Below are 22,690 nucleotides of genomic sequence, written 5' to 3' on the forward strand. Positions count from 1 at the left end.
CAGCGCCCGGACCTGCCGGTGATTCTCGAGGTTTACTCCCCCTCGAGTTCGCCTTCGGTTTCGAGGTACACCTGACGCAAGCCGTCGAGTGTCTTCTGCTCGGGGTGCTCCCACATGTTGCGCTCGGCGGCTTCGAGGAGCCGCTCGGCGATTCCGTGCAAGGCCCACGGGTTGGACTGCGTCATGAACTTCTGGTTCTGCTCGTCCAGAACGTAGGTCTCGGCGAGCTTTTCGTACATCCAGTCCGCGACCACGTTTGTGGTGGCGTCGTACCCGAAGAGGTAGTCGACCGTGGCCGCCATCTCGAACGCACCCTTGTACCCGTGACGGCGCATCGCGTCGAGCCAGCGGGGATTGACCACGCGCGCCCGGAAGACACGTGCGGTCTCTTCCGAAAGTGTGCGTGTGCGAACCGATTCCGGCCGAGTGCTGTCGCCGATGTACGCCTCGGGCGACTTTCCGGTCAGCGCGCGCACGGTCGCAACCATGCCGCCGTGGTACTGGAAGTAGTCGTCCGAATCGGCGATGTCGTGCTCACGCGTGTCGGTGTTCTTGGCCGCCACGTTGATTCGACGGTATGCACTGCGCATGTCGTCGGCTGCCGGGATTCCGTCGAGCCCACGGCCGTACGCGAAGCCGCCCCAGTTGGTGTACACCTCGGCGAGGTCGTCGTCACCGCGCCAGGTCTTGGAGTCGATGAGTTGCAGCAGGCCGGCGCCGTAAGTTCCGGGCTTCGAACCGAAGATGCGGGTGGTCGCACGCCTGGCATCGCCGTGCTCGGCAAGGTCGGCCTGCGCGTGGGCGCGCACGTAGTTCTGCTCGTCCGTCTCGTCCAATGCGGCGACCAACTGAACAGCGTCGTCGAGCAGTGCGAGCACGTGCGGGAACGCATCACGGAAGAATCCGGAGATGCGGACGGTGACGTCGATGCGCGGGCGGCCGAGCTCTTCGAGATCGATGACTTCGAGGTTGACCACGCGTCGGCTTGCTTCGTCCCAGACAGGGCGAACACCGAGGAGCGCGAACACTTCGGCGATGTCGTCGCCGGAGGTACGCATGGCGGCGGTACCCCACACGGACAAACCCACCGAGCGCGGGTACTCGCCGTGATCGGCGAGATATCGAGCGGCGAGCGACTCGGCCATCGCCTGACCGGTCTCCCACGCAAGTCGTGAGGGAACTGCCTTGGGATCGACGGAGTAGAAGTTACGACCAGTGGGAAGAACGTTGATCAGGCCGCGCAGCGGCGAACCGCTCGGACCCGCGGCGATGAATCCGCCGTCGAGCGCGTGCAGGACCTGCTTGATCTCGTTGTCGGTCTGCCGAAGACGCGGAACCACTTCGGTGGCCGCGAACTGCAGGATCTTCACGACGGTCTCGTCGTCGCTGAGTTGTTCTGCCGCAGCGGGGTTCCAATCGGCGTCGTACATGCCGCGAACCAGTGCGTGCGCCTTTTCCTCGACGTCGTCGACACGGTTGCGGGACTCGTCGCCGTCTTCGCTGAGCCCGAGAGCTTCGCGCAGACCAGGGACGCTCTGTTCGCCGCCCCACATCTGACGGGCACGGAGCATAGCCAGGACCAGTTCGATTTCGGCGTCGCCCTCGGGTGCGCGGCCGAGAATGTGCAGGCCGTCGCGGATCTGGACGTCCTTGATCTCACACAGCCACCCGTCGACGTGCAGGAGCATGTCGTCGAACACGTCTTCTTCGGGACGCTCCGCGAGGCCGAGGTCGTGGTCCATCTTGGCTGCCCGCATCAGCGTCCAGATCTGCTGGCGAATGGCCGGCAGCTTGGACGGGTCCAGTGCGGAGATGTTGGAGTGCTCGTCGAGCAGTTGCTCGAGACGGGAGATGTCGCCGTAGCTTTCGGCGCGGGCCATCGGTGGGATCAGGTGATCGACGAGTGTCGCGTGGGCACGACGCTTTGCCTGTGTTCCTTCACCCGGGTCGTTGACCAGGAAGGGGTAGATCAGCGGCAGGTCGCCGAGGGCTGCGTCGGTGCCGCAGTTGCTGGACATGCCGAGCGTCTTGCCCGGCAACCATTCGAGGTTGCCGTGCTTGCCGAGGTGCACAACGGCGTCGGCGCCGAATCCGCCGTTGTCCGGTGTTGCAGCGATCCAGCGGTAGGCCGCGAGGTAGTGGTGGCTCGGCGGCAGATCCGGGTCGTGGTAGATCGCGACGGGCTTTTCACCGAATCCCCGCGGCGGCTGGACCATGAGCACGATGTTGTTGAATCGCAGTGCCGCGATGACGATTTCGCCGTCCGGATCCTGCGAGCGGTCGACGTACAGCTCTCCGGGCGCTGCGCCCCAGTGCTCTTCGACGCCGCTGCGCAGTTCCTCGGGCAGGGTGGCGAACCATTCGCGGTACTTTGCTGCCGAGATGCGGATCGGATTGCCCTCGAGCTGCTCGGCAGTGAGCCAGTCAGGATCCTGGCCGCCGGCCGCGATCAGGGCATGGATCAGCGCGTCGCCGTCCTTCGCCGCCAGGCCGGGAACTGCGTCCGGACCGTCGACCGGACCGAGATCGTAACCGGCAGAACGCATTTCGGTGAGCAGGTCGATTGCGCTCGCCGGAGTATCGAGACCGACGGCGTTGCCGATGCGGGCGTGCTTGGTCGGGTACGCCGAGAGCATCAGAGCAACGCGACGCTCGGTGGTGGGAATGTGGCGCAGCTTGCCGTGACGGACCGCGATCCCGGCGACACGGGCGGCGCGCTCGACGTCGGGGACGTACGTGGACAGTCCGTCGGAGTCGATTTCCTTGAAGGAGAACGGGACGGTAATGATGCGGCCGTCGAATTCCGGCACCGCGACCTGGGTCGCGACGTCGAGAGGCGACAGTCCGTCGTCGTTCTCGTCCCAGGTGGCGCGGCTACTGGTCAGGCACAGGCCCTGCAGGATGGGGACGTCGAGCGCAGCGAGTGCGGCGACATCCCAGGCTTCGTCGTCGCCACCGGCGGACGCGGTCGCGGGCTTCGTGCCACCGGCAGCAAGAACTGTCACGACCATGGCGTCGGCGCGGCGGAGCGTGCTCAGAAGTTCGGCTTCTGCGGTTCGCAGAGATGCGCAGTAGATCGGCAGCGCGGTGCCACCGGCCTCGGCGACCGCGTCGCACAACGCCTGGATGTACCGGGTGTTTCCGGCCAAATGCTGGGCGCGGTAGTACAGAACTGCGATGACCGGACCGCTCGCCGAGTCGAGATCGGGCGCGAAATCAGCGATGCCCCAGGAAGGCAGGTGGGCCGGCGGTTCGAACCCGTGGCCGGTGAGCAGGACGGTGTCGGACAGGAAGTGGTGCAGCTGTGCCAGATTCTGTGCGCCACCCTCGGCCAGGTAGTTGTGCGCCTCGGCAGCAACACCGGCGGAAACCGTCGAGCACTCCATGAGGTCGGCGTCCGGCGCGTGCTCGCCGCCGAGAACGACTACGGGGAGTCCGGAGGCGAGGACCATGTCCAGGCCGTCTTCCCAGCTGCGACGGCTGCCGAGGATACGAACGATCACGAGGTCGACGCCATCGAGCAAGGGCGGCAAGTCCTCCGAGACCAGCAAGCGTGAGGGGTTGGCCCAGCGATAGGAGACTCCGTCGCCGGCTTCCTGGCTGGCGCGGGCGCTCAGCAGATCGGTGTCGGACGTGGAGAGCAGAAGAATCACGGGTGAAGCCTTCCTGGGGTTTCGCGCCCCGTGGCACAGATCTGACATCGACGGCGGTTGAGGGTCTGACTCGTGTTTCCGAGCGGAAACACGTCCCGCTCGAGCAACACTCACAGTGGCGCGACCGCACCGGACTTCCACCGGTTTCCTCAACTGCCGTCACTGGTGGTGGTGATGCTACCGGTCCGCAGAAGGCACTCATGACAGGTCGTACCCTGGAGCCATGCCCACGGACCGTTCACAGCCAGACGCGTGCCCGGGTGCACTGCAAGTTCACCACGCCGCCGACGGCGCACTGGCACGCGTGCGCCTACCCGGCGGACTCCTCACCCCGGTCCAATTGCAGACGCTCGCCGACGCGGCGCGCGATCTCGGCAACGGGCAGATGGAACTCACCTCGAGGGGCAACGTACAACTGCGCTCGGTCTCGGACCCCGAAGCCTTCGCAGCGCGAATCGCGTCGGCCGGTCTGCTGCCGTCAGCGACGCACGAGCGAGTGCGCAACATCCTCGCGTCCCCACTGTCCGGCCGTATCGGGGGCGTCGCCGACATTCGTGAACTGGTCCACCGTCTCGATTCGGCGATCCAAGCAGATCAAGCATTGGCGGATCTGCCAGGGCGAACCCTGTTCACCCTCGACGACGGCCGCGGAGACATCACCGGGCTACGGGGCGATTTCGGACTCCATGCGCGCAGCGCCACCGAGCATTCACTGGTGCTCGCCGGTCACCACACCACTCATCTCGTCCAGGCGGACGACGCCGTCGAATTGCTCCTCGAGGCGGCTCGATCATTCCTCGACGTCCGCGACAAGCACTGGCGCCTGGCCGAGGTTCCGGACGGAATCGAACGCACCCTCGAGCAGCTGGGTCTGAGCGCCGAGTCCACCGTTGCGGCGGACCTCACGCCGGATGCACGGCCCACTATCGGCTGGCTCGAGCAGCGCGACGGGACCGTAGCTCTGGGCGGCGGCCTGCGATTCGGGCTGCTCGACGCTCGGCTGGCCGAGTTCCTCGCCGCCGTCGACAAGCCCGTCGTCGTGACGCCGTGGCGATCGGTGCATATCTTCGACCTCGACGAATGGGCAGCCGAGCAGGTAGTCCGGGTGCTGGCACCCATGGGGTTGATCTTCGACGAGAACTCACCGTGGCTCGAGGTCACCGCCTGCACCGGAAGTCCGGGATGCGAGAAGTCGCTCGCCGATGTGCGCGCCGACGCGATCACCGCGGTCGAGCAGGCAGAACTTCCGGTTGTCGGGCGCCAGCACTGGGCCGGGTGCGACCGCAGCTGCGGACGTCCCCGCGGGGACGTAGCGGATGTGATCGCGACGGGTGACGGTTACCGGGTGAATCCGCCCGATCGGTGATGCCTCTATCGTGTGGCACATGATCGAGTACATCCGTGACGGCGCGGAAATCTATCGCCAGTCCTTTGCCACCATTCGGGCCGAAGCCGACCTGAGCCGTTTCCCGGCGGATGTCTCGCAAGCTGTAGTGCGCATGATTCATGCAAGTGGCCAGGTCGATCTCGTCGACGACGTCGCCTTCACACCCGGTGTCGTCTCGGCTGCGCGCGCAGCTCTGCGCGACGGCGCGCCGATCTTCTGCGACGCCCAGATGGTGGCTGCCGGCATCACGCGCAAGCGTCTGCCCGCCGGCAACGACGTCATCTGCACCCTCGGCGATCCGCGGGTTCCCGTGCTGGCGTCGACCATCGACAACACTCGCTCGGCGGCTGCTCTCGAACTGTGGGGAGCCAAGCTCGAGGGCGCTGTTGTCGCGATCGGAAACGCACCCACCGCACTGTTCCATCTCCTGAACCTCATCGAAGCCGGCGCACCCCGTCCGGCCGCCATCGTCGGAGGTCCGGTCGGCTTCATCGGCGCTGCCGAGTCGAAGCAAGCCCTCATCGAACACGCCAGCGGGATCGATCATCTCGTTCTCCGCGGCCGACGCGGCGGCAGCGCGATCACCGCCGCCGTCGTCAATGCGATTGCGAGCGAAGTCGAATGAGTGCAGGCAAGCTCTGGGGTGTCGGTATCGGCCCCGGCGATCCCGAATTGGTGACCGTCAAGGCTGCCCGCGTCATCGGCGAGGCCGATGTGGTTGCGTTCCACTCCGCGCGGCACGGCAAGAGCATCTCCCGCGGAGTTGCAGCGCCGTACATGCGCGAAGGACAGATCGAAGAACACCTCGTCTACCCCGTGACCACCGAGACCGTTGATCATCCCGGCGGATACCAGGGCGCGATGGACGAGTTCTACGAAGCAGCTGCCGAACGGCTGGCAGTTCACCTCGCGGCCGGTCGAACCGTCGCGTTGCTCGCCGCCGGCGATCCGCTCTTCTACAGCTCCTACATGCACATGCACAAGAGACTGGCCGATCGCTTCGACGCCGAAGTGATTCCCGGCGTCACCTCCGTCAGCGCGGCATCTGCTGCACTCGGAAAGCCGCTGGTCGAGGGTGAAGAGATCCTCACGATCCTGCCCGGAACGTTGCCGCAGGCCGAGCTGACCAGGCGGCTCAAGGAAACCGACGCCGCGGCCATCCTCAAGCTCGGACGTACCTTCCCACCGGTCCTCCAATCGCTCGAGGATTCCGGTCGCCTCGGCGAGGCCCACTACGTCGAGCGCGCGAGCACCACACGTCAACGCGTCGAATCCGCTGCGGAGGTCGACCCGGACGGAGTTCCGTACTTCTCGATCGCCATCGTTCCGAGCCCGTCGAACAACCCTCGACCTGCGACCGAGTCTCGCGGCGAGGTGGTCGTGGTCGGACTCGGGCCGGGCGATACCGCCTGGACCACACCCGAAGTGGCGCATGAGCTTTCGTTGGCAACCGACCTCGTCGGCTACGGCCCGTACGTCGATCGCGTGCCGACGCGTCCGGGCCAGCGTCGCCATTCCAGCGACAACCGCGTCGAAGCGGAACGCGCCGCGATGGCGTTGGACCTGGCGAAGAACGGCGCCCGTGTAGCTGTCGTCTCCTCGGGTGATCCCGGCGTATTCGCCATGGCTGCAGCAGTTCTCGAAGTTGCCGCCGAAGACCAGTGGCGCGGGGTGCCGGTCCGCATCCTTCCCGGCATGACGGCGGCAAACGCTGTCGCCAGTCGCGTCGGCGCTCCCCTCGGGCACGACTACGCGGTGCTCTCGTTGTCTGATCGCCTCAAGCCGTGGGATGTCGTCGCGCGCCGTATCTCGGCAGTTGCAGCCGCAGACATGGCATTTGCGGTCTACAACCCGGCGTCGAAGTCCCGGACGTGGCAGGTCCAAGCCATGAAGGACCTCGTGCTCGAGCACCGCTCCCCCGAGACTCCCGTCGTCATCGGCCGCGATGTTGCCGGTGCCGAGGAATCAGTTCGCGTCGTGACCCTCGGCGAGCTCGAGCCTTCCGAGATCGACATGCGAACTCTGCTGATCGTCGGCTCCTCGATGACGACGGTCGTCGAAACCGGTTCGGGCCGTCAGGTGTTCACCCCGCGGCGGTACCCGGAGTAACCACCACTCGGCGATAACATGGCGTCATGCCCGTCAACCGGACCCGGAAAGCCAGATACGCGCGCAAACGCAAACGCCGAATGGATCTGGTGGAGCACGACCTGTCCGTCGAGCAGTGGTCCGCGCTTAAAGCGGCCTGGGGTGGCTGCGCATACTGCGGCGTGCCGGACGAGTCGCCGCAGCGTGACTGTGTGCTGGCGATCTCCCGCGGTGGGCGCTACACGCTCGACAACATCGCACCGGCGTGCCGCTCGTGCAATGCAAGCAAATGCAACAGCGAGGTCACTCTCTGGTTGCGGCGCAAGGGGTATGACGAGAAGGCCTTCCTCCTGCGACACGCGGAGATAGGTATCGAGATGAAGGCGCAGTTCTCGGAGCAGTCGTGACGACCCCGCACGAGTTGCGCCCGATCCTCGACGAGTTGATGGAGTTCGAACCTCTGTTTCACCGAACTCGAGTAGCGATGTCACGAGACGAGTTCGATGCGGTCGTCGACCCGGAGTTCCGGGAGATCGGAGCCTCCGGCGCTCGATACACCCGCGACTACGTGCAGTCGGTAGTTGAGCGCCGACGCCTCCGCGGCGAAGTGAACGACGCCGCCGAACTCGGGTGGACGGTTGACCGGCCGGCGCTGAGCAGGATCGCGCCTGACACGTATCTGGTGACGTACCGTCTGGCGCAGGCGCATCGTGTCACCGAGCGATCATCCATCTGGCGGTTCACCGAGAATCGATGGAGCGTGTTGTTTCATCAAGGCACAGTCGTCGAAAGTGGTCTGGAAGCGTGAACGAATCGATCCACAACCCCACCATTCCGCTTTGGGTGGACATCACCTTCACCGTCTTCGTTCTTGCCTGGATCTTCATCACGATTAGCGCGCTCGTGGCGATCGTGCGCACCGACTTCGACCGCTCGGGCGGCAAATTCTGGTGGTCGGCACTGGTGATCGCGGTGCCTGTACTCGGTGCGCTCGTCTGGTTGCTGTTCGGTCGACCCCCGCGTGACTCCAGGTCCCGAACCTGATCTACACCGACGGCCCGGCAGTAGTCTGAGTACGGTCCGGTGCTGTCACTCTGCGCGTATCAGGGGAGAACAACGAGATGAGACCACTTCGATACTCGATCAACGTCACTCTCGACGGCTGCTGCCATCACGAGGCGGGGCTTCCACCCGACGAGGAGTCGATGCGCTACTGGACCGCTCAGATGGAACGAGCCGATGCTTTGCTGTTGGGCCGGGTGACCTACGAGATGATGGAGTCGGCGTGGCGGCGGCCCGCAACGGGGGCGTGGCCTGACTGGATGGACGAGTGGGAGATCCCGTTCGCCGAGGCAATGGACCGGGCTAAGAAGTACGTCGTGTCGAGCACGCTGAGCGGTGTCGATTGGAATGCCGAACTCGTGCAAGGCGACTTGGGGTCAGCGATTCAACGGCTCAAGGAGCAGCCCGGCGAAGGTCTGTGGGTTGGCGGCGTGACACTCCCCCTGGCATTGGCAGACCTGGGACTGATCGACGAGTACGAGTTCGTTGTGCAACCGGTCCTTGCCGGACACGGACCGACGTTGCTCGCCGGTCTGCACGAGCGCATCCAACTCGAACTCGTCGATCGCCACGAGTTCCAGTCGGGTGCAGTCGCCGTGCGATATCGGCCCACTCAAGTACCGCCCCCAGGTCAGGTATCGGACGGTTAGTCGACGCATGGCTGGACATGCGCGGTTGAAAGACATGTCGTCGCCTCAGGTCGGACACGAGAAAGTTTCCAGTCTTGTTCGATGTTCGGTATTGACCGGACACTCGGCACAGCACGAGCATTAGCCACCGAAGTCTCCGGACAACCCTCGACGAGATCGAAGCATCGAACTGGATCACGAACAAGTTCTTTCCGCCCGGCGGACCGTAAGGACCACTTGTCGCTATCGAACACTCTGGCCCCTTATTCCACGGGCACTGCACCTCGAGCTGTAAGCACCCCCGGTCGAGGGCCATGCTTGCGCGCACCCTCGCGCGCCTCAGCAAAAATGGCCAAGCTGGACGGCTACTAGCGAGCGAAGGATCGAGATCGTATCGGCGTCCGACACAGGCCGGACGCCGATACGAGTTCACGTCAGCTCACAGGAGCGCCACCGCTCCCGCCGAGGTGGCGGGCGAAGAACCGAGCCGAACTGTCTCGCTCGTAGTCGGGCACCGGATAGTGCCTGCCCGAGTAGGCGTGCAGCGTCTTCTCCTTCGAGCCGAAGGCATCGAACAACGCCACCCCTGACGTGCGGTCGTAATCCTTGTCGTCCCAAGGGATCCGGTACTCGACCGGGACCGTGAGCTTTCGTGCCGCTTCGATGAGGGAGTCGTCCACAAAAACTCCACCGAAGCTCACGGCAGCGATCCTGGATTCGACCGGGGCCAACATCAGCCCGGTCACGACCCCTAGCGACACGCCGCCAAAGCCGATCGGAGCGTCGGCGTCGACGTCGGGCAGCGTTTGCAGAGCGTCGATGGTCGCCTGCCATTCCGGCACTGCACGCTCCGCCAGCGATCGGTTGTACTCGACGACGATCGGAGCGATCGGCTCGTGGGCCGCCCTAGCCTGGTGGATCGCCTCGACCCACTGTTCGTCCTGTGTGTTCCGCGGCCGATCGCCATGTCCGGGCGCGTCGATCGCGGCGACTGCGAACCCGTGGGAGCTCACACTGTGGAGTGCGCTGGCAACCAGTCCCGGCGCCTTCTTGTGCATGCCGCCGGAGTGCCCGGACAGCAGAAGTGGTGATCCGACGGATCCGGATGGCGGTGACCAGAGCACGCCGGTGATGTCGTCTACAACGAAATGGCGTTCGATGACACCGTTCGACGTTGTCTCGGAGGTGAATTCGATGGTCTGAGAATTGGATTGCATGGTGTTACCTTTCGGGATTGCCTACTCGAGGCGCTCCCGGCGACACCTACGTCAATCGCCGATCCGTGAACACGAGTGGGAGCACCCACATGGTTACAGCGTTCATGGGTCTCACCTCCTGGCGTGTTGTCACGGTCTCGCACAAGCTATCAACCCGAACCGAAGCTCGTCCAATCATTTTTCCAGCGCGCCCGGCAGCGGTCATACCCGCGATCGGGCGACGCTCTGGCGGACGGCACGGATGTAGCGGCGCGTGACAAACGCCTGTACTCGACGTCCGATCGGAGCGCCGAGACGCACCCACCACGTTCCGGGCTTGGAGAACGCAACGATCTCGATACGAACCGCTTGGCTGGCCTCGTCGAACTGGACGACAAACAATTCCTCCCCGCATTCGGGGTGGCCCGCGCGGGTTCCGTACGCGAAGCCCTTGCGATTGGGTTCGTCTACGACATAGACGATCCGAACGGGGATAGTTACCGGACCGAGTCCGAAGGTCGCATCCTGACCCGCCACGGCGATCGGGGCTGCCGTCCGTACGGCCAGTCCGGCTCCGCGGTGCATTCCCCAATTCGCGACGGTTCGAGCGGCAACCTCGAAATCCTCCCGTCCGGATCCGACCGTCGCGCTCTCGTGAACGTGGTGATAGCCGGCGGGGAGAACGCCTGACGTTGCGCCCACCTCGAGGTACGTCAGCCCGCCCGGGCGGGACGCCATCATTGCTCGCGTCGGTGGCTGAGGATGTTGATCACGTGGCCGTCCGGGTCAGAAGCGAAGAACCTGCGGACCCCCCACGGCTCCTCGGTGACGGGATAGACGATGGTATCGCCGCGCTGCACCGCGGCCTCGTACGCCGCATCGAGATCATCCACCTCGACGGAGACGTCCGGCACGACGGGGGCATGAGCGTCGTGCGTCATGACGCTGATCTGCAAAGACGGATCCGTCGGCGAAGCCAACGTCACGATCCACCCGTGATCCATGACAACTTCGAGGCCCAGCACTTCGGCGTAGAAGCGCTGCGCGGCCTCGAGCGAGCTACTCGACAGATCCGAAACTATCCGCGTGACGGCCATGTCCCGCAGGCTACGCCGCCGCCGGAGTCCACCGCGACTTGACGAGGCGCTCGATGTCACCGGAAAGTTCGTCGCTGACGATTCCCGGAAGCACGATCTGCCACATCTCGTCGACACGATCCGGAAGATCCGAGCGTCGGGTGAGAACGTTCGAAACCAGCTGTACCCCCGTGAATGCCGAGGGCATGAACCTGCCGAACGATTCTGCACTGACCGATTTTCGGATTTCACCTTCCGCCTGAGCCCTGGCGGTGAGATCGGTGATTGCCGAGATCCATTCGGCGTACGGTTCCACCGGCCCCTCGTACGTGCTCAGTTCCAGCGTGAGGCGAATGCCCGCGCGAACGATCGGCTCGTCGACAATCTGGCGTGCCATTTCGTGCGTGAGCATGATCATCTGTTCCAACGGGTCCTTGCCCGTCGCGGAAATCGCCTGCACCGACTCGATCGAGAGCCGATGCTGTTCGGCAATGATGAATTGCGCGAGCTCGTCCTTCGACGCGAAATGGAAATACAACGCGCCCTTGGTAGTACCGGCCCCCGAGACTATGTCGGCCATGCTGGTGCTGCCGTAACCAGTCTTCTCGAACTGCGCGGCCGCGCCGGCAACGATTTGCTGCCGAGTCAGCTCGGCGCGTGCTTGCTTGACCACTGAATCCCTCTCGTCCTCCAAAGGCCCCCGCCCAGCAAACCCCACGGTTCGCGCCACATTCCAGCTATACCCAAAAACTTCACAATTGCCCCACATTACCAGCGCTCCTTCCATTGCTTCAATTACGAATGCAACAAAGTCGCTGGTCAGACGTCCGATTTAGAGGGAATCTCCTCTCCCCAACGTGCTTTCGTCAACCCGCGCACGGTCCACCAACTCTCCGACGAGGAGCGTCAACTCCATCATCTGGTCGGTGATTTCCTCACGCAGCTGCGTTGCATCCGCCTCGGAAATCGCGCCGGACTTGGTATCGAAAGACATCAACAACTCGATATTGGTGCGAAGTGCAGTCAAAGGAGCCAGAAGGTCCTGGCCCGCTTCGGTGATCAGACTTCTCTGGCGTGCCCGCGATTCCGACAACGTCCCGAGCATCCGATTGAAACTGACTGTCAACGACGCCAACTCGTCGTCACCGGTCACCGGGATCGGCGCAAGATCATCCGTTTCGGCGACCCGCCGCGTCGCCGCAGTAAGTCGCGCAATCGGCCGTAATCCTGTGCGTGCCACAGCATCTCCGGCCGCGTAAGCTAGGGCGATTCCGGCCGCCCCGAGTGCCGCCAACACCACTGCCAGTCGCTTGAGTACCGAACGCGTCGGCCCCAGGGATTGCGCGACAACCAAAGTCTGGCCCGCAACCGAGGGCTCGACAAGAATTCGATACGCATCAACCGTCGCGATTGTCTGCGACGAATTGCCGTCTGCGATCGACCTGATGGCGTCTGCGCTCGTGCTGAACGGCGGCAGACCGGGAGTCGCCGTCACCAAGGCGCCGTCGGCAGTAAGAAGCCCCACCGCCTGGATGACCGCTGTATCCGCGCCGGCCGTCAATCCCAGAACCGGTGTGACACCGCCGAAATTGACGGTGTCGGTGATCGCGTCACTCGTGCGCTCGAGTTGTCGATCGACGTTGCCTTGCAAATACGCGTTGAACACTATGTACACCGCCGACGCCGACACGATCACCGCGATCGCCACCAGGCCTGCAGTCAGCAATTTCACGCGAGCATGGAGCGTCCGCACGTGAATTCCCGATGGTTTTCGACGGCTCATTCCGGGAACCGACACTCTCATGCGCGGTCCCGCAGTGCGGCGTCGAAAAATCCCAACATCCCTCCAGTATGGTCACGGAACCTTAGACGAACCTGAAGCGAACGCGATGTCGGCCTCACAGCGCCGTTCCACGACCGAAAGCCGTGAGCCAGTCCATCGCCTCGGCTTCGGTATCGAATGCCGGGACGGTCGCCGGGATCGGTGGTCGTTCGACGACGATCACCGGGATCGACAATTGCCTGGCTGCGGCGATCTTTGCGTACGTCTGCTCGCCGCCACTGTTCTTGGTGATCACGACGTCGATGCTGTGAGTTCGCATCAGATCGACCTCCGCTTCGATGTCGAATGGACCACGTGCGAGCAGCAATTGCGAGTGAGGCGGCAATGTCCCCGAAGGCGGATCGATCGAGCGCACGAGAAACGAGACGCTCTTCACGCGGTCGAACGCCGAAACTCCTTGCCTCCCGATCGTCAGAAAAGCGCGTGAGCCGACCGTCGGCACCAACTCTGCGGCGTGATCGAGATCGTGTGCCGGAAGCCAAGTGTCACCGAGTTGCTCGCGCCAGGGCGGGCGTCGGTACATGGCGTACGGCACGGAATTCGCAAGGCACGCTTCGAACGCATTCTGGGTGATGCGAGCGGCAAACGGATGCGTGGCGTCGAGCACTGCACGAATATCATTGGCCGACAACCACTCCGACAGCCCTTCGGCTCCCCCGAACCCGCCGATACGCACTTCCCCCTCCGGCCATCGAGGATCACGAACCCGGCCGGCCAGCGATGTGACAACCTCGAGGTCGGCTGAACCGGCCAAGCGAGAAGCGATCACTCGACCTTCGCCTGTGCCGCCGAGCAGGAGTACGCGGCGACGAGTACCTGTCGAGGTCAGTGTGTGCTTCTCTCGCGCGCTGCCGAGTAGAGGTAGCTGTCCGGAAACCCCTCCGCAGTCAACACTCGGCCGACGATCACGACGGCCGTCTTCGTGATGCCGGCCGCATGAACAAGTTCGACGATCGTCTTCAAAGTGCCTCGAACAACGATCTCCTCGGGCCGTGAGGCGAAGGCGACCACCGCGACCGGGCAGTCCTCGCCGTAATTGTCGGCCAACTCGGATGCGATCTGTTCGATGCGATGAGCGCCGAGGTGAATCACCATCGTCGCGCCGCTGCGGCCGAGGGACCGCAGATCCTCGCCCTCCGGCATCGCCGTCGACAAGGTGGAGACTCGGGTGAGAACAATGGTCTGCGAGACGCCTGGGACAGTCAGCTCGCGCCCCAGCGCGGCTGCAGCCGCGGTAAATGCAGGAACACCGGGAATCATGTCGAAATCGACTCCTGCGGCGTCCAGGCGACGAGCTTGCTCTGCCACTGCACTGAAGATCGACGGATCACCGGAATGCAAACGCGCGACGTCCAGCCCAGCGGAATCCGCTTCGACAAGAATCGCGGTGATCTCGTCCAGGCTCAGCCGAGCAGTGTCCACGACCTGAGCTCCGACCGGGCACCACTCGAGCAACTCCGCTGGAACAAGGCTGCCTGCGTACAAGCACACAGGGCTCGCAGCGATGATCCGTTGCGCGCGGACAGTGATCAAATCTGCCGCACCGGGACCCGCACCGATGAAATGAACGGTCATTGTGTGGATTCCTCCGGCGTATCTGTGTCTGCGCCTGCAGACGGCTGACGTTTTGTGACGGACCATTGGACCACCGGAAGTTGCGGTCGCCAAACGTTGAACGTTCCCAACGGCTCGGCGCGCTGCACCTGAAAGCGTCGAAGCGTCCCACCATGGCGACTCATCCAGCCGAGCAGCAACGATTCGGACTCGGCGGTCACGGCGTTCGCGACCAGACGACCACCCACGCTCAACTGCTCCCAGCACGCTTCGAGCATTCCCGGTTGCGTGACGCCGCCGCCGACGAACACCGCATCGGGACGTCGAGTTTCGTCCGCAAACGCCTCCGGCGCGGCCCCTTTCACGTTCAACGCGGGCACGCCGAGATTGAGTGCATTGGCACCGATCTGCGACACGCGGCTCGCCACCTTCTCGAATGTTGTTGCAGTGCAACGTGGGTGAGTTCGCATCCACTCGATGGCGACGGTTCCCGACCCACCGCCCACGTCCCAGAGGTGTTCTCCCGGCGCCGGGGCAAGCGCGCACAACGTCAACGCACGGATCTCCTGCTTCGTCATCTGACCGTCGCCGACAAAAGCAGCATCCGGTAGCCCCGGGATTCGAGTCAGCCGCAAGAGAGGATCGGCCGCGATGCACTCGACGGCCAGAACGTTCAACGCGTCCACGTCCTCGTCCGCGTGATCCCACTCGTCTGCGACCGTGACGGTCCGCGATTCCCCGGCCCCGCCCAGCTGGGCCAGCACGGTCACGATCGATCGACCGAAGCCCGCGCCGGACAACAGACGTGCCACCTCCCCCGGTGTCGAGCGCCCGTTGCTCAACACCAGCAGTCGCGCACCGTCAGTCACGGAAGCCAATACTGTCGCCGAGTCTCGGTTGACCAGGCTCACGACGTCGATCTCGGCCGATGCCCATCCCATTCGCGCGCTCGCCAACGCCGCCGACGACGGGTGGGAGATCACTCGCACGTTGTCCGCGCCGAGCAGCCTGACCAATGTGACACCGAGACCGTGGAACATCGGGTCACCGCTGGCGAGCACGCATACTCTGCGGTCCGCGTTCCCGGCGAACATCGACGGCAACGCCGGAATCATCGGAGACGGCCAGGTCAGCCTGGTGGGCGCACGCCGTGCCCCGAGATGTGTCGCCGTGACCAAGTCCAATTGGCGCGGCGACCCCATCAGGACCTCCGCACCGAGGATTGCGCCCTTTGCGCTCTCGGACAGCCCGTCCCAGCCGTCGGCGCCGATGCCGACGATCACCACCGGGTGTGTGGTCATCGCGGCATCCGGCGCCAGATCGTCTGAGGCAGAAGCCGCATGACGAAGAACACCGGCTGCAGAATTCGCGGAACCCACACACGCGTCGCCCCGGATTTCAGTCCCCGTACGACGGCGTCGGCGACCTGCGACGGAGTGCTCGACATCGGGGCAGGCGACATTCCCTCGGTCATCTTCCCGATGACGAACCCTGGCCGTACCAGCATCAACTGGACGCCCGAACCGTGCAGCGCGTCGCCGAGACCGCTGGCAAAACCGTCCAAGCCGGCCTTTGCGCTCCCGTAGACGTAGTTGGCGCGGCGAACCCGGACGCCGGCGACGGACGAGAACACCACGATCTTTCCGGTTCCCTGTCGGCGCATGATCTCTGCGAGGTGGGTGAGGATGCTGACCTGTGCCACGTAGTCGGTGTGCACCACCGCGACCGCGTGCGCCGAGTCGGTTTCGGCACGCGCCTGATCGCCGAGAATTCCGAAGGCCAGCACTGCAATCGAAATCCGGCCGTGCTCGGCGACGACGGCGCCCAGGAGCTCTCCGTGAGTGTCCACGGCGTCGGCGTCGAACTCGACGGTGGAGACGTCGACAGCGCCGGCGTTTTTGAGCATCTGCTCCTGCTCCGACAGCTCTCCGCTGCGTCTGGCAGCCAGAACGATGTTGCGGCCCGGCGCGAGCCTGACCGCGATCTCGAGGCCGATCTCACTTCGTCCGCCGAGGAGCAGTACCGTCTCGATGTCATTCACGTTCGCACCCGCAGTCACCGCTCCAGTGTCCTGGATTACCGTCGTGGCATGACGCTCACCCCCTCCACCACGCCATCGTCACAGCAGACTCTCACCGAAGACGGGCTGAAGTTCGTCGGTGAATACCACCTCGCGACACTCACGACGTTGCGTCCGAACGGCACCCCACACGTCGTTGCCGTCGGGTTCACCTGGGACCAGGAAGCCGGAAAGGCGCGCGTGATCACCAGCGGTGGCTCACAGAAGGCGATCAACGCAGCGCGTGGCGGATACGCCGCCGTCAGTTCGGTCGACGGTGGCCGTTGGCTCACGCTCGAGGGGCCGGCACGCGTGCTCACCGACGCGGACTCCGTGGCCGACGCCGTTCGGCGCTATGCCGAGCGGTACCGCCAGCCACGGGTCAATCCCGCGCGCGTGGTCATCGAAATCGACGTCACACGCATACTCGGGTCCGCTGCGTTCAAGAAAAGCTGATCAGGCGAGGACAGTCAGGCCGTGCGGACGGTTGTTGAACGACTCGCAACCGTCGGCGGTCACGACGACGATGTCCTCGATACGGGCACCCCAACTGCCGCGGAAGTAGATTCCCGGTTCGATGCTGAAGGCCATACCTTCGACGAGTTCGATGGTGTTGCCCTCGACGATGTACGGCTCCTCGTGCACGGACAGCCCGATACCGTGACCGGTGCGGTGAACGAATACCTCTGCAAGCCCTTGTGCGGCAAGCACTTCGCGGGCTGCAACGTCCACGGATTCTGCGGAGACTCCTGGCCGCACCGAATCGACCGCAGCCTGCTGCGCCGCCTCGAGTACCGCGAACTGTGCGGCAACCTCCGCGGAAGGCTGCCCCATGCTGTACGTGCGAGTGGAGTCCGAGTTGTATCCGGGCTCGACCGGTCCGCCGATGTCGATGACCACGATATCGCCGCTCTCGATCACCCGGTCCGAAACCTCGTGATGAGGATCGGCGCCGTGCGGGCCCGAACCGACAATCACGAACGCGGCCTCGGTATGCCCCTCTTCGAGAATCGCCACCGAAATCGCTTCGCCTACTTCAGCTTCCGTACGTCCGACGACCAAGAACTCGGCCATGCGGGCGTGAACACGGTCGATGGCCGCACCGGCTCGCCGCAATGCCTCGATCTCGGCGCCGTCCTTGACCATCCGCAATTCGCGCAAGACACCGGTGGCGAGAATCGGCAACGCGCCCAAGGTGTCTGCGAGCGGGATCAGATGCAGCGCAGGCATCGCATCCGTCACCGCAACCTTCGCGCCGGTCGGGAGTTGCGCCGCCACAATCGCATACGGGTCGACACCGTCGACCCAGTCGAGGACGGTCAACCCGAGATCGCCCACTGCCGATTCCTTCAGCGACGCCAACTCCAACCGAGGAAGTACGACGGACGCCTTCGCCGTGTCCGCGGCGATGACCAACGCGGTCAAGCGCTCGAACGAGTCAGCCCGAGAACCCGTCAGGTACCGCAGATCCGGACCTGGAGTCACCACCAGACCGTCGAGTCCTGCTGATCGAGCCAACTCCGCGGCGCGAGCGATACGTGCGCCGTACACGGCGCTGGAGAATCGGGAATCCTGTTCGGCTGGAGACGTCATGGCTTACAGGTTAGTGCCGACTGGCAGGATGGTGACCATGAGTGGGCCATTGCTTCTCCTCGACGGTGCCAGCCTGTGGTTTCGTGCGTTCTACGCGCTGCCCGAGTCATTCGTCGATCCCGACGGAAGACCTGTCAACGCCGTGCGCGGTTTCACCGACATGGTTGCTTCCCTGATCACCAAACACCAGCCGAGTCGTCTCGCCGTGTGCCTGGACTTGGACTGGCGACCGCAGTTCCGCGTCGATGCAGTCCCGACGTACAAAGCGCATCGCGTCGAGGAAGGCTCTGACGGTGCGTCCGAAGAAGTTCCGGACACGTTGACGCCTCAGGTCGACATGATCATGGACGTGCTCGCTGCAGCGGGTATCGCGACGGCGGGTGCAGTCGGACTCGAAGCCGACGACGTACTGGGAACGCTTGCCGCCACCGAGCGCGAAGATCTCACCGTCGTCGTCAGTGGTGACCGAGACCTACTGCAGGTCGTCACCGACGAGTACGTGCCCGTCCGTGTCCTGTACGTGGGCCGTGGCCTGTCCAAGGCGGAACTCTTCGGACCGGTCGAGGTTGCGGAGAAATACGGAGTCCCCGGTGACCGTGCGGGCGAGGCTTACGCCGAACTCGCGGTACTGCGCGGAGACGCCTCCGACGGTCTACCCGGCATCAAGGGTGTCGGTGAGAAGACTGCGTCGACACTGATGCTCCGTTACGGCTCGTTGGCCGGACTTCGGGCGGCCGCAGCTGATCCTGAATCGGATATGGCCAAGGGGATTCGCGCAAAACTGACCTCACCTGAGGCAATGGCTTACCTTGATGCTGCGTTGCCGGTCGTACGAGTGGTTCGCGACGCGGACGTTCAGTTCTCGAAGGACGACCGACTCCCGGCGACCCCCGTCGATCCCGCACGCCTCGAGGAAGTGGCGGCCTCGCTGAACATCGAGCGCTCGGCCGGCCGGCTTGCCGCCGCGCTCGAGGCTGCGGCGGCAGGCCGTTCCAACCAATAGGGCGTCAGCTCGGGCGGCTGACCTCGTACGTGCCGTTGTCGTCGACAAACGTCACGGTCACGTTCGACTTCACACCCGCGATCGAAAGCGTGCAGGTGAACTTGTTGCCTGACTTGACTTCCTGGTCCGCGGGGCACTGAACGTTGCTCACGTTCTTCGCCCCGTAGGACTCGGTGACGATCTTCTCGACGCCGGCCTGAGCCGCGCTCTGATCGAGTGTGTTCTTGCCGAAGACTCCGAACACCAGGGCCACCACGACAGCGGCAAGAACGACGAGAACGCCGATCGCACCGAAGATCAGGGGCTTCTTCGACTTACCCGACTGGTTTCCGGGCGCACCGGGACTCGGGAACGGCTGAGCCTGGTTCCACTGGTTCTGCTGTCCCGGAGTCTGCCCGGGGGCCGTGGCGCCCCACGCCTGCTGCGGTGCGGCAGCCGGAGGATGACCCCACGCCTGGGTTGCGTCAGGTGACTGCTGTTGCCCGGGCTGACCCCACGGCTGTGCGGGAGGTTGTTGCTGGGGTTGTCCCCACGGCTGTTGCTGGCCGGGTTGTCCTTGTCCAGGCTGCTGCGGCTGACCGTACGCAGGCTGACCACCCGGCTGGCCGTAGGCAGGTTGTCCCCACGGCTGTTGCTGGCCGGGCTGCTGACCAGGCTGCTGTTGTCCGCCCGGCTGCTGAGGATTCTGCCCCCACTGCTGCTCGTTCGGCTGCTGCTGATCACCAGGACCCCATTGCCGATTCGGATCGTTCGGTCCGTAAGGCCCGCTCATGTTCGCCTCCCACTCGAAATACCAGTCTGCGAATCAAACCACATAGTTGCGGTCATGCTGCGTCGACAGCAACTACCCCGCGACGAATTGCAGCTACCGCCCGCGCCGCAGTCTTCGCGACGTCGGCATCCGTCGAAGTCAGGCGGACCTGATCGAGGAGATCGATCACCTGACGACACCAACGTACAAAATCACCCGCAGACAGCGCACGACCCTGCACTCCGGCCGCGATCAGTGCGTCGACAAGCGAGTTTTCGCTCGCCCAGTGATAAACGGCAGTGACGAATCCGAGATCCGGTTCCCGCGTCGGCGGCAGCTTGTGGCGAATCTCGTCCGACCGCAGTTCGCTCCACAATCGTTGAGTGTCGTTGAGGGCGTGACGAAGCGCCGCTGTCGGCACTCGATCCACGGTGTCCCCGTCCCGACGTGATTCGTAGACCACCGAGGACACGACGGCCGCCAACTCGGCCGGGCTGAGACCTGTCCACGCCCCAGTCCGCAGGCATTCGGCGACCAGAAGGTCGCTTTCCGAGTAGATGCGGCTGAGTCGTCGTCCGGATTCGGTGACTTCGGGCGCTGCTTCGGCAGTCATGTACTCACGCTCTTTGAGTAGCGCAATGATGCGGTCGAACGTCCGCGCCAACGAGTTGGTGGTGGCCGCAGCCTTTTCCCTCATCGACTGCGTTTCCCTGGCCAGCCGGTTGTAGCGCTCACCGATCCGGCTCAGATGTTCACGATCGGGCCAGCTGTGGCACGGATGCGAGCGAATAGCACGTCGCAAAGTAGCGACCTCGGCATCTTCGGACGCGCCGGCCTTGTGGCGCTTCTTTCGCCGGGGGGCACTGATCCCGGTACTACGCAACGCCGAGGCCAGATCGCGCCGGATCCGGGCGGTGTGGTGATCGACATGCTTGGGCAGTCGCATCTTTCCCAGAACGTCGGCTGCTTCCGGGAAATCACCCGAGGAGAGTCGGCCGGCCCACTGATCGGCCGTCAGAACCAGCGGACGCGGGTCCTTCGGATCGTTGTCCGGGACGAGGACCACCGCCACCCCGGAATGACGACCGATGGGAATTGCGATCACGTCACCGCGGGCGAGTGCACGAAGGGACTCCACCGCATCTCCGCGTCGGTCTTCGCGGCCCTTACGTTCGAGCGCGCGCTCGCGCGCACTGAGCCGCTCACGCAACGACGCGTATTCGAAGTATTCGCCGTCCGCACCGCCGAGTTTCTCCTGCAAACCCTTCAGTGCTTCTTCGTTCCGCTCGATGCCACGCACCAGGCCGACCACCGAGCGATCCGCTTGGAACTGCGCGAAGGAACGTTCGAGCAGCTTCCGTGAATCCGCCGCGCCCATGCGCTCGACGAGATTGATCGACATGTTGTACGAGGGGCGGAACGAACTGCGGAGCGGGAACGTCCGTGTCGACGCCAAGCCGGCGACATCCGTCGGCTCGACCCCGGGCTGCCACAGGACCACAGCGTGGCCTTCGACGTCGATGCCGCGTCGGCCGGCCCGACCCGTCAGCTGCGTGTACTCCCCCGGCGTCAGTTCGGCGTGCGATTCACCGTTGTACTTGACCAGACGTTCGAGCACCACCGTGCGTGCCGGCATGTTGATGCCGAGGGCCAGCGTCTCGGTCGCGAAGACCGCCCGCACGAGACCCTTGACGAACAGTTCCTCGACTGTCTGGCGGAATGCCGGCAGCATGCCGGCATGGTGAGATGCCAGTCCGCGTCGTAGTGCCTTGCACCAGTCCCGATATCCGAGAACTTCGAGATCCTCTTCGGGTAGTTCCCCGGTGTGTTTCTCGATGATGGTGTCGATCTCGCGGACCTGCTCCGGCGAAGTGAGATCCAGTCTGGACCGCAGGCACTGTGCAAGAGCCGCATCACAACCGGCGCGGCTGAAGATGAAAGTGATGGCCGGGAGCAGTCCGGACTGATCGAGCTGAGCGATGACGTCAGGTCGTGGCAAGGGCCGGAAATCGTTGGAACTCTGGTAGCTGCCGCGTCGTCCGCGGCCACGCGGCTGCCAGCTCTCGACGCGTTCGAGAGCCTGACGCTGCTTGACGTGGCGAACCAGATCCTGATCGACGAGCACGGTCTTCGGCCCGGCAGCAGGATGACTACGACTGTCGAAGAGATCGAAGATTCGCCTACCGACCATGATGTGCTGCCACAGCGGGATCGGCCGAGTCTCGTCCACGACCACAGTGGTGTCGCCGCGGACGGTTTCCATCCAGGCACCGAATTCTTCGGCATTGCTCACGGTCGCCGACAAACTCACCAGGCGTACGTCCTCGGACAAGTGCAGGATCACTTCCTCCCACACCGCCCCACGGAACCGGTCGGCCAGGTAATGCACTTCGTCCATGACGACGTGCGAAAGCCCGCGCAGTGCCTCGGAGTTGGCGTAGAGCATGTTCCGCAGGACTTCGGTGGTCATGACGACCACCGGTGCGTCGGAGTTGATACTCGAATCACCCGTCAGCAGACCGACTTCGCCGGGGCCGTACCGCTCGACGAGTTCGGCGTACTTCTGATTGCTCAACGCTTTGATCGGCGTCGTGTAGAAACACTTGCGGCCCGCCGCCAGAGCCAGGTGGACAGCGAACTCGCCGACCACGGTCTTGCCTGCACCGGTCGGCGCGCAGACAAGGACGCCGTGGCCCGCTTCGAGCGCAACGCATGCCTTCACCTGGAATGGATCGAGTTCGAACTTCAGGCTGGACGCGAACGTGCTCAGTTCACTCTTGTTCATAACCACCTCGT

Annotated in this window: 22 protein-coding genes and 1 riboswitch; of the genes, 9 read left to right on the forward strand and 13 right to left on the reverse strand. The window is 64.3% G+C overall.

The window, feature by feature from the left end; genetic code table 11:
- Positions 1-32 precede the first annotated feature (32 nt).
- Positions 33-3,653: a cobaltochelatase subunit CobN gene (gene cobN / locus BH682_RS14795; protein ID WP_063316391.1), complete on the reverse strand. Its 3,621-nt coding sequence runs from the start codon at positions 3,651-3,653 to the stop codon at positions 33-35.
- Between the two features lie 39 nt (positions 3,654-3,692).
- Positions 3,693-3,825: riboswitch (cobalamin riboswitch) on the reverse strand.
- 51 nt (positions 3,826-3,876) lie between these two features.
- Here cobN and cobG point away from each other — a divergent pair.
- The 7 genes from cobG to BH682_RS14830 all read left to right on the forward strand — a co-directional run bounded on the left by cobG (position 3,877) and on the right by BH682_RS14830 (position 8,840).
- The gene (gene cobG, locus BH682_RS14800; protein ID WP_075833204.1) at positions 3,877-5,019 is read left to right on the forward strand and encodes a precorrin-3B synthase; all 1,143 of its coding nucleotides are present in this window, start codon (positions 3,877-3,879) and stop codon (positions 5,017-5,019) included.
- Positions 5,020-5,038: 19 nt separating this feature from the next.
- The gene (locus BH682_RS14805; RefSeq protein ID WP_075833206.1) at positions 5,039-5,665 is read left to right on the forward strand and encodes a precorrin-8X methylmutase; all 627 of its coding nucleotides are present in this window, start codon (positions 5,039-5,041) and stop codon (positions 5,663-5,665) included.
- Positions 5,662-7,149, forward strand: coding sequence for a precorrin-3B C(17)-methyltransferase (gene cobJ / locus BH682_RS14810; RefSeq protein ID WP_030536355.1), 1,488 nt, complete (start codon positions 5,662-5,664; stop codon positions 7,147-7,149). Before BH682_RS14805 ends, cobJ begins: the two co-directional genes overlap by 4 nt.
- Positions 7,150-7,175: 26 nt before the next feature.
- The gene (locus BH682_RS14815) at positions 7,176-7,535 is read left to right on the forward strand and encodes an HNH endonuclease (RefSeq protein ID WP_075833208.1); all 360 of its coding nucleotides are present in this window, start codon (positions 7,176-7,178) and stop codon (positions 7,533-7,535) included.
- The gene (locus tag BH682_RS14820) at positions 7,532-7,936 is read left to right on the forward strand and encodes a nuclear transport factor 2 family protein (RefSeq protein WP_075833210.1); all 405 of its coding nucleotides are present in this window, start codon (positions 7,532-7,534) and stop codon (positions 7,934-7,936) included. The genes BH682_RS14815 and BH682_RS14820 overlap by 4 nt, the downstream gene beginning before the upstream one ends.
- The gene (locus BH682_RS14825) at positions 7,933-8,172 is read left to right on the forward strand and encodes a PLDc N-terminal domain-containing protein (protein WP_020907792.1); all 240 of its coding nucleotides are present in this window, start codon (positions 7,933-7,935) and stop codon (positions 8,170-8,172) included. The genes BH682_RS14820 and BH682_RS14825 overlap by 4 nt, the downstream gene beginning before the upstream one ends.
- 77 nt (positions 8,173-8,249) lie before the next feature.
- On the forward strand, positions 8,250-8,840 hold the full coding sequence (locus tag BH682_RS14830; protein WP_075833212.1) for a dihydrofolate reductase family protein: 591 nt from the start codon (positions 8,250-8,252) through the stop codon (positions 8,838-8,840).
- A 413-nt stretch (positions 8,841-9,253) separates the two neighbouring features.
- Here BH682_RS14830 and BH682_RS14835 read toward each other — a convergent pair whose 3' ends face one another.
- The 9 genes from BH682_RS14835 to BH682_RS14875 all read right to left on the reverse strand — a co-directional run bounded on the left by BH682_RS14835 (position 9,254) and on the right by BH682_RS14875 (position 16,547).
- Positions 9,254-10,036, reverse strand: a complete 783-nt coding sequence (locus BH682_RS14835; protein WP_075833214.1) for an alpha/beta hydrolase — start codon at positions 10,034-10,036, stop codon at positions 9,254-9,256.
- 201 nt (positions 10,037-10,237) lie between these two features.
- Positions 10,238-10,753, reverse strand: coding sequence for a DUF1990 family protein (locus BH682_RS14840; protein WP_083954671.1), 516 nt, complete (start codon positions 10,751-10,753; stop codon positions 10,238-10,240).
- Positions 10,753-11,112 carry a VOC family protein gene (locus BH682_RS14845; RefSeq protein ID WP_075833218.1) on the reverse strand — a complete coding sequence of 120 codons (360 nt, stop codon included), beginning with the start codon at positions 11,110-11,112 and terminating at the stop codon, positions 10,753-10,755. The genes BH682_RS14840 and BH682_RS14845 overlap by 1 nt, the downstream gene beginning before the upstream one ends.
- Positions 11,113-11,122: 10 nt before the next feature.
- Positions 11,123-11,764 carry a ScbR family autoregulator-binding transcription factor gene (locus tag BH682_RS14850; protein WP_075833220.1) on the reverse strand — a complete coding sequence of 214 codons (642 nt, stop codon included), beginning with the start codon at positions 11,762-11,764 and terminating at the stop codon, positions 11,123-11,125.
- Between the two features lie 159 nt (positions 11,765-11,923).
- Positions 11,924-12,823, reverse strand: a complete 900-nt coding sequence (locus tag BH682_RS14855) for a HAMP domain-containing protein (protein ID WP_225320034.1) — start codon at positions 12,821-12,823, stop codon at positions 11,924-11,926.
- Between the two features lie 166 nt (positions 12,824-12,989).
- A complete protein-coding gene (locus tag BH682_RS14860) occupies positions 12,990-13,763 on the reverse strand; it encodes a cobalt-precorrin-6A reductase (RefSeq protein ID WP_037126390.1) in 774 nt (257 codons plus the stop codon).
- Positions 13,760-14,509 carry a precorrin-4 C(11)-methyltransferase gene (cobM, locus tag BH682_RS14865; RefSeq protein WP_003944967.1) on the reverse strand — a complete coding sequence of 250 codons (750 nt, stop codon included), beginning with the start codon at positions 14,507-14,509 and terminating at the stop codon, positions 13,760-13,762. The genes BH682_RS14860 and cobM overlap by 4 nt, the downstream gene beginning before the upstream one ends.
- A complete protein-coding gene (gene cbiE / locus BH682_RS14870) occupies positions 14,506-15,789 on the reverse strand; it encodes a precorrin-6y C5,15-methyltransferase (decarboxylating) subunit CbiE (RefSeq protein WP_075833222.1) in 1,284 nt (427 codons plus the stop codon). Before cbiE ends, cobM begins: the two co-directional genes overlap by 4 nt.
- Entirely contained in the window at positions 15,786-16,547 is a 762-nt protein-coding gene (locus BH682_RS14875; RefSeq protein WP_075833224.1) for an SDR family NAD(P)-dependent oxidoreductase, read from the reverse strand. The genes cbiE and BH682_RS14875 overlap by 4 nt, the downstream gene beginning before the upstream one ends.
- 30 nt (positions 16,548-16,577) lie before the next feature.
- Between BH682_RS14875 and BH682_RS14880 the strand changes: the two genes are divergently transcribed.
- Positions 16,578-17,003, forward strand: a complete 426-nt coding sequence (locus BH682_RS14880; protein WP_007729859.1) for a PPOX class F420-dependent oxidoreductase — start codon at positions 16,578-16,580, stop codon at positions 17,001-17,003.
- Here the strand turns inward: BH682_RS14880 and BH682_RS14885 are convergent, their stop codons facing one another.
- Entirely contained in the window at positions 17,004-18,140 is a 1,137-nt protein-coding gene (locus BH682_RS14885; protein ID WP_047270523.1) for a M24 family metallopeptidase, read from the reverse strand. It lies immediately after the preceding gene.
- Between the two features lie 37 nt (positions 18,141-18,177).
- Here BH682_RS14885 and BH682_RS14890 point away from each other — a divergent pair, with 37 nt between their 5' ends.
- Complete coding sequence (locus BH682_RS14890; protein ID WP_075835286.1) at positions 18,178-19,143, forward strand: 5'-3' exonuclease; 966 nt, start codon at positions 18,178-18,180, stop codon at positions 19,141-19,143.
- A gap of 4 nt (positions 19,144-19,147) precedes the next feature.
- Here BH682_RS14890 and BH682_RS14895 read toward each other — a convergent pair whose 3' ends face one another.
- Positions 19,148-19,915, reverse strand: a complete 768-nt coding sequence (locus BH682_RS14895; RefSeq protein WP_075833226.1) for a DUF4333 domain-containing protein — start codon at positions 19,913-19,915, stop codon at positions 19,148-19,150.
- 52 nt (positions 19,916-19,967) lie between these two features.
- Positions 19,968-22,679: a DEAD/DEAH box helicase gene (locus tag BH682_RS14900; RefSeq protein ID WP_003944907.1), complete on the reverse strand. Its 2,712-nt coding sequence runs from the start codon at positions 22,677-22,679 to the stop codon at positions 19,968-19,970.
- Between the last annotated feature and the right edge of the window lie 11 nt (positions 22,680-22,690).

The organism is Rhodococcus sp. YL-1 (assembly GCF_001942025.1).
Classification (GTDB): Bacteria; Actinomycetota; Actinomycetes; order Mycobacteriales; family Mycobacteriaceae; genus Rhodococcus_F; species Rhodococcus_F qingshengii.

Coding starts and splice junctions, on each gene's coding strand:
- BH682_RS14805 (WP_075833206.1), top strand. CDS start 5,039: ATGATCGAGTACATCCGTGACGGCGCGGAAATCTATCGCCAGTCCTTT.
- BH682_RS14840 (WP_083954671.1), bottom strand. CDS start 10,753: ATGGCGTCCCGCCCGGGCGGGCTGACGTACCTCGAGGTGGGCGCAACG.
- cobM (WP_003944967.1), bottom strand. CDS start 14,509: ATGACCGTTCATTTCATCGGTGCGGGTCCCGGTGCGGCAGATTTGATC.
- BH682_RS14845 (WP_075833218.1), bottom strand. CDS start 11,112: ATGGCCGTCACGCGGATAGTTTCGGATCTGTCGAGTAGCTCGCTCGAG.
- BH682_RS14880 (WP_007729859.1), top strand. CDS start 16,578: ATGACGCTCACCCCCTCCACCACGCCATCGTCACAGCAGACTCTCACC.
- BH682_RS14815 (WP_075833208.1), top strand. CDS start 7,176: ATGCCCGTCAACCGGACCCGGAAAGCCAGATACGCGCGCAAACGCAAA.
- BH682_RS14890 (WP_075835286.1), top strand. CDS start 18,178: ATGAGTGGGCCATTGCTTCTCCTCGACGGTGCCAGCCTGTGGTTTCGT.
- cbiE (WP_075833222.1), bottom strand. CDS start 15,789: ATGACCACACACCCGGTGGTGATCGTCGGCATCGGCGCCGACGGCTGG.
- BH682_RS14835 (WP_075833214.1), bottom strand. CDS start 10,036: ATGCAATCCAATTCTCAGACCATCGAATTCACCTCCGAGACAACGTCG.
- BH682_RS14885 (WP_047270523.1), bottom strand. CDS start 18,140: ATGACGTCTCCAGCCGAACAGGATTCCCGATTCTCCAGCGCCGTGTAC.
- BH682_RS14900 (WP_003944907.1), bottom strand. CDS start 22,679: ATGAACAAGAGTGAACTGAGCACGTTCGCGTCCAGCCTGAAGTTCGAA.
- BH682_RS14830 (WP_075833212.1), top strand. CDS start 8,250: ATGAGACCACTTCGATACTCGATCAACGTCACTCTCGACGGCTGCTGC.
- cobG (WP_075833204.1), top strand. CDS start 3,877: ATGCCCACGGACCGTTCACAGCCAGACGCGTGCCCGGGTGCACTGCAA.
- cobJ (WP_030536355.1), top strand. CDS start 5,662: ATGAGTGCAGGCAAGCTCTGGGGTGTCGGTATCGGCCCCGGCGATCCC.
- BH682_RS14895 (WP_075833226.1), bottom strand. CDS start 19,915: ATGAGCGGGCCTTACGGACCGAACGATCCGAATCGGCAATGGGGTCCT.